The sequence below is a fragment of the Mycolicibacterium sphagni genome, from assembly GCF_002250655.1.
GTDB lineage: Bacteria > Actinomycetota > Actinomycetes > Mycobacteriales > Mycobacteriaceae > Mycobacterium > Mycobacterium sphagni.
The window spans coordinates 185,685-197,554 of sequence record NZ_NOZR01000002.1; the positions used below are offsets into that span (position 1 = coordinate 185,685).

Annotated in this window: 12 protein-coding genes; 4 read left to right on the forward strand and 8 right to left on the reverse strand. The window is 68.7% G+C overall.

Going from position 1 to position 11,870, the window contains the following annotated elements; genetic code table 11:
• Positions 1–8: 8 nt before the first annotated feature.
• The 3 genes from CG716_RS02910 to CG716_RS02920 are packed head-to-tail and all read right to left on the reverse strand — an operon-like array spanning position 9 to position 4,584.
• The gene (locus CG716_RS02910) at positions 9–716 is read right to left on the reverse strand and encodes an HNH endonuclease family protein (RefSeq protein ID WP_094476263.1); all 708 of its coding nucleotides are present in this window, start codon (positions 714–716) and stop codon (positions 9–11) included.
• On the reverse strand, positions 713–2,929 hold the full coding sequence (gene recG, locus CG716_RS02915; protein WP_094476265.1) for an ATP-dependent DNA helicase RecG: 2,217 nt from the start codon (positions 2,927–2,929) through the stop codon (positions 713–715). The genes CG716_RS02910 and recG overlap by 4 nt, the downstream gene beginning before the upstream one ends.
• A 2-nt stretch (positions 2,930–2,931) precedes the next feature.
• Positions 2,932–4,584 (reverse strand): fatty acid kinase ATP-binding subunit FakA, encoded by a 1,653-nt coding sequence (locus tag CG716_RS02920; RefSeq protein WP_094476267.1) that lies wholly within the window; start codon positions 4,582–4,584, stop codon positions 2,932–2,934.
• A gap of 244 nt (positions 4,585–4,828) precedes the next feature.
• On the opposite strand from CG716_RS02920, the gene rpmB reads away from it, so the two are divergent.
• Positions 4,829–5,023 (forward strand): 50S ribosomal protein L28, encoded by a 195-nt coding sequence (rpmB, locus tag CG716_RS02925; RefSeq protein WP_094476269.1) that lies wholly within the window; start codon positions 4,829–4,831, stop codon positions 5,021–5,023.
• Positions 5,024–5,103: 80 nt separating this feature from the next.
• Here rpmB and CG716_RS02930 read toward each other — a convergent pair whose 3' ends face one another.
• Positions 5,104–5,904, reverse strand: coding sequence for a uracil-DNA glycosylase (locus CG716_RS02930; protein ID WP_094476271.1), 801 nt, complete (start codon positions 5,902–5,904; stop codon positions 5,104–5,106).
• 23 nt (positions 5,905–5,927) lie between these two features.
• On the reverse strand, positions 5,928–6,884 hold the full coding sequence (locus CG716_RS02935) for a thiamine-phosphate kinase (RefSeq protein ID WP_272938262.1): 957 nt from the start codon (positions 6,882–6,884) through the stop codon (positions 5,928–5,930).
• Between the two features lie 145 nt (positions 6,885–7,029).
• Here CG716_RS02935 and CG716_RS02940 point away from each other — a divergent pair, with 145 nt between their 5' ends.
• Entirely contained in the window at positions 7,030–7,266 is a 237-nt protein-coding gene (locus CG716_RS02940) for an Lrp/AsnC family transcriptional regulator (RefSeq protein WP_094476275.1), read from the forward strand.
• Positions 7,256–7,822 carry a DUF3515 domain-containing protein gene (locus CG716_RS02945; protein ID WP_094476277.1) on the forward strand — a complete coding sequence of 189 codons (567 nt, stop codon included), beginning with the start codon at positions 7,256–7,258 and terminating at the stop codon, positions 7,820–7,822. Before CG716_RS02940 ends, CG716_RS02945 begins: the two co-directional genes overlap by 11 nt.
• 1 nt (position 7,823) lies before the next feature.
• Here CG716_RS02945 and CG716_RS02950 read toward each other — a convergent pair whose 3' ends face one another.
• The 3 genes from CG716_RS02950 to CG716_RS02960 all read right to left on the reverse strand — a co-directional run bounded on the left by CG716_RS02950 (position 7,824) and on the right by CG716_RS02960 (position 11,143).
• The gene (locus CG716_RS02950; RefSeq protein WP_094476608.1) at positions 7,824–8,939 is read right to left on the reverse strand and encodes a D-alanine--D-alanine ligase family protein; all 1,116 of its coding nucleotides are present in this window, start codon (positions 8,937–8,939) and stop codon (positions 7,824–7,826) included.
• A gap of 72 nt (positions 8,940–9,011) precedes the next feature.
• Positions 9,012–10,118 (reverse strand): cystathionine gamma-lyase, encoded by a 1,107-nt coding sequence (locus CG716_RS02955; protein ID WP_094476279.1) that lies wholly within the window; start codon positions 10,116–10,118, stop codon positions 9,012–9,014.
• An 8-nt stretch (positions 10,119–10,126) separates the two neighbouring features.
• The gene (locus tag CG716_RS02960) at positions 10,127–11,143 is read right to left on the reverse strand and encodes an NAD(P)H-dependent glycerol-3-phosphate dehydrogenase (RefSeq protein WP_207760559.1); all 1,017 of its coding nucleotides are present in this window, start codon (positions 11,141–11,143) and stop codon (positions 10,127–10,129) included.
• A 68-nt stretch (positions 11,144–11,211) separates the two neighbouring features.
• Here CG716_RS02960 and cofC point away from each other — a divergent pair, with 68 nt between their 5' ends.
• On the forward strand, positions 11,212–11,856 hold the full coding sequence (gene cofC, locus CG716_RS02965; RefSeq protein WP_420093167.1) for a 2-phospho-L-lactate guanylyltransferase: 645 nt from the start codon (positions 11,212–11,214) through the stop codon (positions 11,854–11,856).
• The last annotated feature ends 14 nt before the right edge of the window (positions 11,857–11,870 follow it).

Sequence of the window (11,870 nt, forward strand, 5' to 3'; positions counted from 1 at the left end):
CGGCCCCGTCAGCGACTCGGGCAGCTGGCCGCGGCTTGCCGCAGCTCGTCGGCTGACGCCTGGTCGACCGGCAGCGAGTAGCCGCGCAGCACCGCGATGAACTGCATCGAGTACTGGCACCAGAACGCGTGGTTGGGCGGCATCCAGGAACCCGGCGGCAGATCCCCCTTGTCCTGGTTGACCTGCCCTGCCACCGCCAGCAGGTTGGCCGGGTCGTTGGCGAACCGAATCCGCATGTCGGCGGGCCAGTTTCGGGCCCCCATGTCCCAGGCGTAGGCCAGCGGCACCAGGTGATCGATCTGCACCGCCTGCCCGACATTCGCGCCCCGGGTGAACGGGATCGTCGTGCTCGTATAAGGGTCGTGCAGCTCGCCGGTGGCCACCGCCTGAGGGCAGCGTTTGGTCGACACGTACGTCTTGTCGACCAGATCCCGATCGAGGATGTCGTCGCGGGTGTCGCACCCGTTGTGGCCACCGGGTGCCGAGTTCTCGTCGGTCCAGGCATCGCCGAATGCCGAGCGCTGATAGTCGTACCCGCGCACCCGCTGCGGGACGATCGTGATGCCTTGCAGTACATCGATTCCCGGCGCCACCGTGGGCACATCGGCGCGAGCGACCATCCGATCGGGCTCGCTCGCTGTGGACATCACCTGCACCGAGACGATCACCGACAGTGCGGCGATCACCGCCAGCCAGATCAGCGGGCGGCGCCTCATGCCTTGTCCAGGTAATCGATACGGTCACCGCCGGTGAACTGTCCGGCCAGGATCGTCATCCCCCGATTGCCGGGATCGTGGGCATAGATCGTCTGCGCGACCTCCCGCGAATCGACGATGACGTCGAGGTGCTCGGCCAGCGACAGGAAGCGCAGCGTGATCGGACGGCCGGACTGATTGAGCCCCAACACATCTCCCTCGCGGCGCTCTTGAAGATCCAGGTCGGCCAATTCGAAGCCGTCCTGAGTGCCCGCCACCGCCGACAACCGTTCGCCGGCTTTGGAGCCCTCCGGGAACTTCGTCGCCAGCAGGCACAGGCTGGCGTGCGAGCCGCGCCCGATGCGTCCGCGGAGCTGATGCAGCTGGCTGATGCCGAACCGGTCGGCGTCCATCACCACCATCACCGTCGCGTTCGGCACGTCGACGCCCACCTCGATGACAGTGGTGCACACCAGGACGTCGATCTCGCCGGCCCGGAACGAGGCCATCACCGCATCCTTCTCGTCGGCGGGCAGCCGGCCGTGCATCAGACCCAGCCGCAGCCCGGCCAGCGGGCCGTGGCCCAGGTGCCTGAACAGCGTGAGAACGGTCTCGGCGGGCGGACCGTCCTGTGCCGCAGTGGCCTTGTCGTCCTCGTCGATGCGTGAGGCGACGACATAGGCCTGCCGGCCTTCGCCGACCTCTTCGACGATCCGCTGCCACGCCCGGGCCAGCCACTGCGGCTTGTCCTTGGTGAAGATCGTGTTGGTGGTGATCGGCTGGCGCCCGCGCGGAAGTTCGCGCATGGTCGACGTTTCCAGGTCGCCGTAGACGGTCAGCGCGACCGTGCGCGGGATCGGCGTCGCCGTCATCACCAGCAGATGCGGCGTCAACCCCTCAGGAGCCTTGGCGCGCAACCGATCTCGCTGCTCCACACCGAATCGGTGCTGCTCGTCGACAACGACGAAGCCCAGTCGCGCAAACTCCACCGCCTCCTGCAGCAGGGCGTGAGTGCCGATCACAATGCCCGCATCCCCCGCGGCCACCTCGTCGCGCACCTGGCGCTTCTGGGCCGCCGACATCGAGCCGGTCAGCAGCGCCACCCGTGTCGCGCCGTCCTCACCGCCGAGCTGGCCCGCCATCGCCAGCGGCCCGAGGACGGCACGAATCGACTGCGCATGTTGGGCGGCAAGGACTTCCGTCGGGGCCAGCAGCGCACACTGGTAGCCGGCGTCGACCATCTGCAGCATGGCCAGCACCGACACGATCGTCTTTCCGGAGCCGACCTCGCCCTGCAACAAGCGGTTCATCGGCTTGGTGGCAGCTAATTCGGTGGTGAGGACACCGAGCACGTCGCGCTGTCCCGCTGTCAGCTCGAACGGCAGCCGGCCCGTCAGTGCGGCGGCCAGCCCATTCGCACGATGCGGGGCCGGTGGCCCGGACTCCCCGAGTTCGCCGTGCCGACGCTGAGCCAGCGCCCATTGCATCCCGACGGCCTCGTCGAACCTCAGTCGCTCACGGGCGGCCTCGCGTTCCGGCTCCCGCTCGGCGACGTGAATAGCGCGCAGCGCGGTGTCTTCGGATATCAGACCGCGTTGATCCACAACAGATTTCGGCAGCGGATCGGCGATGGGATCGAGCACCGCCAGCACCTGCTGCACGCAGGCGTAGATGTCCCAGCTCTGCAGCTTTGAGCTGGCCGGGTAGATGGGGAAGAAGTCGCGCTCGAACGCCGACATCGTCAGCTCGCCGGCCGCCGACGTCGAGGTGTCGGCGATCGCCTTGAGTGACCTGCTGCCGAATACCCGTCCCTTGGGTGACTCCAGAACCAGGAAGTCCGGATGGGTCAGCTGCATGTTGCTCTTGAAGAACCCCACCTCACCGGACAGCATCAACCGCACGCCCTCGACCAACTCCTTCTTGAGGTACTTCGCGTTGAAGAACGTCGCGGTGACCTTGCGCCGGCCCTTGCCCAGCGTGATCACCAGGTATTCGCGTTTGGGTTGACGATTCGTCCAGCGGACTTCGGCCTTCTCGATCTCGCCGACCAGGGTGATGTGCTCACCCTCCTCCGGCGGTGCCTCGTCCTCACCCCACACCGACATGCCGTGGATGTACTTGCGGGGGTAGTGACGCAGCAAGTCGTCAACGGTGTGAATGCCGAACACGTCGTCGAGCAAGCCTGCGGCCTTGCCGCCGAGGATGCCGTCGAGCCGGTCGCCGAGGTTGACCATGGTCACTCGACCCCGATCAGCAGCACATCGCCGCGATGGCCGGTGGGATACGTGGCGAATTCGATGCCGGGATGGCGCCGGTGGATGTGGTCGGCCAGTGCGTCGGCGACGGTGGGATCGGCACCATCACCGATCAGCACGGTCACCAGCTCGCCACCGGCCACCAGCAGCAGGTCGATCAACCCGGTGGCCGCACCGGCCACATCGGCGGCAACCACCAGCACCTCGTCACCGGCGATCCCCAGACCGTCTCCCGGTTCACAACTGCCCGCCCACGTCAGCGCCTGCTCGGTGGCGGTGCGCACCGAACCGTGCCGGGCCGCGGCCGCCGCCCTGGCCATCGAGAAGCCGTCGTCGACGGCTTCGCGGCCCGGGTCGTGGACAGCCAGCGCGGCCAGCCCCTGCACCATCGATCCGGTCGGCAACGCGACAACGTCGATGCCCCAACCGATTCCAGCCGTGCAGCCAGACACCAGCTCCTCGGCCGCCACATAGCCGTTGGGCAGCACCATCACCTGGGCAGCTCCGGTGTCGACGAGCGCACGCACGAGTTCCCGGGCGGTGACGCCGTTGGCCGGGTCGGCCAGCGCGGCGTCCGGACGCAGGACGCAGGCGCCCTCCTGGCCGAAAAGCTCCGCGGCGCCGTCGCCGTCGACGACCGCCAGCACCGCACGTTCGCGACTCCAGCTGCCCGACGAGTGTCGTGCCCCGCCGGTGTTCAACACCGAGATCTGGATGCGGCTGACCGCGCCGGCGGCCAACCCGGCTTCCACTGCGGCGCCGGCGTCGTCGGTGTGGACGTGGACCGAATAGCGATCCCCGTCGGCGGTCGATGCGGCGATCCCCACCGACTCGCCGAGGTGCTCCAAACGGGTCCGCAGCGGGTCCAGCGCGGCCGCGTCGCAGTCAGCAAGCAGGTACATCACTTCGAATTGTGGTGGGGCCGGTTCTGCGGCAACACTTTCGATCCGGGGCGGCCCCGGCTCGTAGGCATGGCGATGTGGCGCATGCCCGGTGACGGTGGCGGCCAGCGCGTCGACGAGCACCAGGAACCCGCGCCCGCCGGCGTCGACCACACCGGCCTCGGCCAGCACGTCGAGCTGGTCGGGGGTGCGTTCCAGCGCCGCGAATCCCGCATCGGCGCCGGCGGTCAACGCCTCCCCCAGTCCGGCGCCATCGGCGGCCCACTGCTGGATCGTTTCGGCGACGGCCTGCAGCACCGAGACGATGGTGCCGGCCACCAGCTGGCCGCCCATCGAGGAGACCACCAGCCCGACGGCGTGCCGCAGCGCCGCCCCGAGCAGGACCGCGTCGATATCTGCGAGGGCACCGTCGGTGTCGGCGGCCGCCGAGGCCGTCACATCGGCCAGACCCCGCAGGATCTGCGACAGGATCACCCCGGAATTCCCGCGGGCGCCGTGCAGCGCGCCGTCCGACAGGGCCGCAGTCAGTTGGCTGACGTCGCCGGAGCCGACGGCCGACTCGGCCGCGGCCAGCGCCGAGCGCATGGTGAAGAGCAGATTGGTCCCGGTATCGGAGTCGGCCACCGGGAACACGTTCAGCCGGTTGATCTCGTCGGTGTGCGTGATCAGATCGCCTACGGCGGTGTTAGCCCAGTCGCGCAGGGCCGTTGCATCCAGCCGCCGGTCCGGCATCGGCACCTCCTCGCGATCCCTGACACACCACACGGCTCCGTCGCGACAGCCTATCCAGTCCGCCGGACAGTTCGACGTCGCGGTTACTATCGGAGCAGGTCAGGGACCTTTGAGTGGACTTCCTCAGTCAACGCAGGGACGCATTTTGGCGTTCGGTTCGCCGGGCGGCTATCCTGGTCAGGTTGTCGGGTCACCCGTTTGCGGTCGTTGGCCCCCAGGAACACGTTCAATAGAGGAGTTCTACATGGCTGCCGTGTGCGACGTCTGCGGAAAGGGCCCCGGCTTCGGTAAGTCGGTGTCGCATTCCCATCGCCGGACCAGCCGTCGCTGGAACCCGAACATTCAGACCGTGCACGCCGTGACCCGTCCCGGCGGCAACAAGCAGCGCGTCAACGTCTGCACGTCCTGCCTGAAGGCCGGCAAGGTCACCCGCGGCTAGTCTGTTTGCTCTCCGCCCAAACCAACGCTTGGCCGAAGTAGTTCGCGCAGCTTGCGCCATGTCGTCGATGGCGGCACCGGTTAGGGCAGCCGCCAGTCGATCGGGTCGGCACCCATACCGGCCAGCAAATCGTTGGCCCGACTGAACGGCCGCGAGCCGAAGAATCCCCGTGACGCCGACAGCGGCGAGGGATGCGGTGACTCGATCGCCACACAACGACGACGATAAATCCCCGAGTCGCTTCGCTCCTGCCCGCCGGCGCTAGTCCCCGAGTCGCTTCGCTCCTGCCCGCCGGCGCTAGTCCCCGAGTCGCTTCGCTCCTGCCCGCCGGCGCCCTCCAGCATCGGCTTCAGTGTCGACGCGTCCCGTCCCCACAGAATCGCCACCATCGGCTGATCGCGGGCGGCCAATGCGCGGATCGCACACTCGGTCACCGCTTCCCAGCCCTTTCCCCGGTGCGACGCCGGAGTGCCCGGCCGCACGGTCAGCACCCTGTTGAGCAGCATCACGCCACGCTGCGCCCACGGTGTCAGGTCGCCGGTGGACGGCGCAGGGTGGCCGAGGTCAGCGGTGTATTCGCTGAAGATATTGGACAGGCTGCGCGGCAGCGGCCGCACGTCGGGGGCCACCGAGAAACTCAGGCCCACCGCGTGGCCCGGTGTCGGGTAGGGATCCTGGCCGACGATCAGCACCCGCACGTCGGCGAACGGGAAGGTGAAGGCGCGCAGCACGTTCGGCCCGGCGGGCAGGTAGCGCCGGCCCGCGGCGATCTCGGCCCGCAGAAACTGGCCCATCTGGGTGATCTGATCGCTGACCGGGGCCAGTGCCTTGGCCCAGCCGTCGTCAATCAGTTCAGTCAGCGGCCGGGCGGTGGTCGTCACGACCGTCAACCTACCGATGGCGCTCAGTCGAAGGACTGCCAACCCGCCGAGCCGGTCCAGACCCGCCCGTCCACCGTCACTCCGGGCGTCCCGTCGGCGACGGTGCCGATCACCCGCCAGCCCCGCGGCACGGCATCGGCAAAGCAGGCGACGAGCGCGTGATCTTCACCACCGGACAACACCAGCGACAGCGGCTCGACGCCCGCCGCGGCGGCCGCCGCGGTGACAGCCTCGATGTCGGGACGCAACTGATCGACGGCGAGATCGATGACAACACCGGAACCTGCGGCGATGTGGCCGAGATCGGCGAGCAGCCCGTCGGAGACGTCGGTCATGGCCTGGGCGCCGGCCTCGGCGGCAACGATCCCCTGCCCGTACGGCGGGCGCGGCACCAGATGCCGGCGGCGCAGGTCGTCGAATCCGCCGATTCCCTTGTGCCATAACAGATATCCGGCCGCCGAACGGCCAAGCTCACCGGCGACGGCGACTATGGATCCGGCTCGTGCGCCACTGCGCAACACCGGGGCGACGCCACCCAGATCACCCAGCGCGGTCACCGACACCACCCATTGCGGGCTCGCCACCAAGTCGCCGCCGACGATCCCGGCGCCCAAGCCGCCGGCCTCCTGCCACATCCCGTCGGCCAGTTCCTGCGCCCGCGACGCTTCGGTGTCCGGCGGGGCGCCGAACGCGACGACGAACGCGCTGCAGCGCGCGCCCATCGACTCGATATCGGCCGCGTTCTGCGCGATGGCCTTTCGGCCGACGTCGTGGGGCGTTGACCAGTCCAGCCGGAAGTGCCGGCCTTCCACCAGCATGTCGGTGGTGACGACCACGTGCCCGTCAGGCGCGATGAGTACCGCTGCGTCGTCCCCGGGTCCGACCGTGACCCCGGCGGCCTGACGGCGTCCGGCCACCAGCCTGTCGATCATCGGGAACTCGCCCAGCTGGCGCAAGGTGGGTCCGTTACCGTCGGCCACGGCGCCTCCCCTCCTGTCGCACACGCTGATCGGTGCGGCAACCTGCGGTACGTTTGGTCCCTGCCGGGACACGCCAGTCTATGGGCGGCGGGCAGCAGCGAAGCGACTCGGGGATCGACCGAGTATCGAGACGAGGAGGCGACGGGTGGTGGAGGCTTACATGCTGATCCAGACCGAGGTCGGCCGCGCCGAGGTCGTCGCCAAGCAGGTGGCCGGGCTGCCCGGCGTGCTGTCGTCGGAATATGTGACCGGACCGTATGACGTGGTGGTCCGGGTCGGCTCCGCGAGCGAAGACGACCTCACCGCCACGATCGTGCCCAGTATTCAGCAGATCCCCGGGATCACCCGAACCCTGACCTGCCCCATCGCCGATGCCGACTGAGCCTGCCTCCGCAGCCACCGACGAACACACGCCAGACGGTCCGCCTCGCGCACTGCTGATCGCCGGCATCGTGGTGGCGCTGGCCGCCCTCGGCGGAGTTCTCGCTATCGCGGCGACCCGTCATGCGCCGATCCAGCCGGTGGTGATCGCGGCCGCGCCGGCTCCGCAAGCCGATTCCCCGACCTGCCGGGCTTTGCTCGACGCGCTACCCGCCAACCTCGGTGAATTCCACCGGGTGGCGGCGGCGGACCCGGTGCCGCCGGGCGCGGCGGCGTGGCGCGGCGAGGCGGACAACTACCCGGTCGTTATGCGGTGCGGGATCGACCGGCCGGCTGAGTTCGTTGTCGGCTCCCCCATCCAGATGGTCAACGCGGTGCAGTGGTTCCGGCTCGACGACCCCGACATCGACCGCAGCACCTGGGTCACCGTTGACCGTCCGGTCTACGTGGCGCTTACCCTGCCGACAGAGTCGGGGCCGACACCGATCCAGGCGATGTCGGATCTGATCGCACGCATCATCCCTGCGGTGCCGATCGATCCGAACCCGGCGCGCTGAATCAGCGCAGGCCGGTTCCACGGGCCAGCGCGGTCTCGACCATGGTGGCGACCAGCGTCGGGTAGTCGATCCCGCTGGCCGCCCACATCCGCGGGTACATCGAGATCGTGGTGAACCCGGGCATGGTGTTGATCTCGTTGACTACCGGGCCGTCGTCGGTGAGGAAGAAGTCCACCCGGGCAAGACCCTGGCAGTCCAGCGCCTTGAACGTCTGAATTGCCAACTCCCGCAATTCATTTGCCACATCGTCGTCGACCTTGGCGGGCACGTCGAGCTCAGCGCCGTCGTCGAGGTATTTGGTGTCGAAGTCGTAGAAGCCGTCTTCGCGACCCTGGATACCGGCGACCCGGATCTCGCCGATGGCGCTGGCTTGTACTGAGCCGTCGGGGAATTCGAGGACGCCGCATTCGAGCTCGCGGCCTTCGATGGCGGCCTCGATGATCACCTTGGGGTCGTGGCGGCGGGCGTCGGCGATCGCGGCCGGTAGTTCGTCGGCGCTGCTGACCCGGCTCACCCCGATCGACGAGCCACCGCGCGACGGTTTCACGAACATCGGAAAGCCCAGTCGCTCAATGTCATCCAGCGTAGGCGCGGCCTGCTGCGCCCTCAGCACCACCTGATCACCGATCGGCAGCCCGGCTGCGCCCAGCAGCTTCTTGGTGAATTCCTTGTCCATGCCGGCCGCGCTGGCGAACACCCCGGCGCCGACGTAGGGCACGCCCGCGAGCTCCAACAGGCCCTGGATGGTGCCGTCTTCGCCGTACGGGCCGTGCAGGATCGGGAACACCACATCCACTGACGTCAGCACCTCGCCGGCGGCCTCGCCCAGCGACACCAGCTCGCCGTGGCGCAGCGGGTCGGCCGACAGCGCCAGCGCGGTACCCGACTCGCCGCTGACCTCCGGCAGTTGCCGGTCGGTGATGGCCAGGGTTTCGGGGCGGCCGTCGGTCAGCACCCACGAGCCCTGCGGGGTGATGCCGACGGCGACGACCTCGAAACGCTCAGGGTCGAGGTGTCGCAGGATGCTTCCTGCCGATACGCAGGAAATGGCGTGCTCAGAGCTGCGTCCCCCGTAGACGACAGCGACGCGGATGCGAGAGGGCCGGTCGGAGGGCAGACGGGAAGTCACAAACTAGAGAGGCTACAGCCCAGCTGTTGTCGGCACGATCCGACGCCGTGAACAGGCATTTCAGCCGTCGAGGGCAGCCAGTATGTCGGAGACGAGGTCGTCGGTGTCCTCGATACCGGCCGAGATCCGAGCGAACCCGTCCGGGACGGGATCGCCCCAGCGGGCGCGGCGGTCCACCGAAGTGTGGATCCCGCCGAAGCTGGTCGCGGCGACCAGCAGCTCGCTGCGGCGCACCAGGGCGTGCACCGCAGCCGCGTCTGGGAGCTCGATGGACACCAGCCCGCCGAAGCGGCGCATCTGGCCAACGGCCGCCGGGTAGGACGGATCGCCGGGCAGCCCGGGGTAGCGCACCGACCGGACTTTCGGGTGGTGCCGAAACGCGCCGGCCAGGGCCATGGCGTTCTGACATTGTCGCTCGAACCGCAGTCCGAGACTGCCGAGGCTGCGCAACACCAGCCAGGCTTCGAACGATCCGAGGATCGCACCGGACAGCAGCCGCTCGCGTTCCAGGAGCGCCATCAATTCGGGATGGCTGCCCGCGACGTAGCCCGCCAGCAGATCGCTGTGCCCGGCCAGCGCTTTGGTGGCGCTGGCCACCACCAGGTCGGCGCCCAGCGACAACGGTTGCTGCCCCAGCGGCGTCGGGGTGGTGTTGTCGACCAGCAGTCGCGCGCCACGTTCGCGGCAGATTTCGGCCAGCCGATGCAGATCCACCACATCCAATGCCGGGTTGGTCGGCGTTTCGGCGAGCACCACGTCGGCACTTCCAGCCGCCTCGTAGATCTGGTCGGCGTTCGCTTCGCGAACCGTGACCCCAAGCGGAGCAAGGCTTTCCGCGGCGAATCGGCGCACCTGGTAATAGCCGTCGGCCGGAACCACCAGCACCGAACCAGCTTTGGCCGTCACCCGCAACGCCGCGGTGATCGCGGCCATTCCGGAGCCGAAACTCAGTGCCGTGGTGGCGCCTTCCAGTTCGGCCAGTGCCGCCTCGAGCTGGCACCAGGTCGGATTGCCGGCACGGCCGTAGGTGTTGGGTTCGCTGCCCTCGTCGTCGGACAGGTGGAAGGCCGACGCCATGACCGGGCCGGGCCCGACGGGCTCACCCGGAACCGGCTGGGAGTTCACCGCTTTCACCGCGCGAGTGGAGTCGCCATAACGGTCACTCATCTCATCGATCACTCCGGTTTTGTGCTGCGGCCCAGCAGCAGCGCGACCGCCTGGTCCACCGACAACCCCTTGTGACACACCTGATGGACGGCATCGGTGAGCGGCATCTCCACGTCGTAGCTCGATGCCAGCGCCAGGATCGACTCGCACGAGGCAACGCCCTCGGCGACATGCCCACCCGCGGCGAGCTGAGCCGCCTCCATGGTCCCGCCCCGGCCGAGCCGTTCACCGAAGCTGCGGTTGCGCGACTGCGGAGATGTGCACGTGGCCACCAGATCACCCACCCCGGCCAAACCGGCCAGCGTCGTCGACTTGGCGCCGACCGCGATGCCCAGCCGCATGATCTCGGCCAATCCGCGGGTGATGATCGCCGCCGCGGTGTTCTCGCCCAGCCCCACACCTGCTGCCATGCCGCAGGCCAGTGCGATGACGTTCTTACACGCCCCGCCGATCTCGGTGCCGATCACGTCGGCATTGGTATACGGCCGCAGGTATTTGGTGCTCAGCGCACGCTGTAAAGCGACGGCACGGCCGGAATCCGTGCAGGCCACCACGGTTGCGGCGGGCTGTTCCTCGGCGATCTCGTCAGCCAGGTTCGGACCCGAGACCACCGCCACCTGGCTGGGGTCGACGCCGGTTACCTGGACGATGACCTGGCTCATCCGCATCAGGCTGCCCAATTCGATGCCCTTGGCCAGGCTGACCAACGTGGCGCCGTCGGCGATCAGGCCGCGCCAGGGTTCGAGGTTGGCACGCAGCGTCTGGGAGGGCACGGCGAGCAGCACGGTGGTCAGCCCGTCGAGGGCCTCGGCGGCATCGGTGGTGGCGCGGATCGCGGGCGGCAGCTCAACACCCGGAAGATAGGCAGTGTTGATGTGTGTGGCGTTGATCTCATCGGCCACCTCCGCGCGCCGCGCCCACAACCGGACCTCGGAGCCGGCCTCTGCCAGCACCTTGGCCAGGGCGGTTCCCCAGGCGCCGGCGCCCATTACCGCCGCAGTGCCCACCGTGCTGGTCATGCTCATTAACGTAGCCCACGCCACTGCGACTCCTGCCGGCCAGGAATGCAGCCGCCCCGGACGACGCTGGAAGGATGGTGCACATGAACGGCGCAGCCGATATCGGCGTGATCATCGCGGTCAAGCGCCTCACGGACGCCAAGACCAGACTCAGCCCGGTGTTCGCGGCGGGCACCCGCGAGCACGTCGTGCTCGCGATGCTGATCGACACCATCACCGCAGCCCGTGCGGTCGGCGCTGTCCAGTCGATCACCGTTGTCACCCCCGATGACACCGCGGCCGCAGCCGCCCGTGATCTGGGCGCGACTGTGCTGTTCGACACCACTCCGCCGTCGGAACCGGACCCGCTGAACACCGCCGTCCGGTTCGCATGGGAGGCCGTCACCAGGCAAACCCCCAATACCGTTGTGCTGCAAGGAGATCTACCAGCCCTACAGACCGACGAACTGGCCGAGGCCGCGAGCCAGGCCCGGTTGCAGCGCCGGAGCTTCGTAGCCGACCGCCACGGCAGCGGCACAGCGGCCCTCTTCGCTTTCGGTACCGCGCTGGATCCGTTGCTCGGGCGTGACTCGGCCCGGCGGCACCGCGACTCCGGGGCGATCGAGCTGACCGGTGCGTGGCCGGGTCTGCGCTGTGACATCGACACCGTCGACGATCTGGACGCGGCCAAGCTGCTCGGTGTCGGAGCGGCGACGACCAGGGCAATCGCGAACCACTGATGGTTAACAACGCC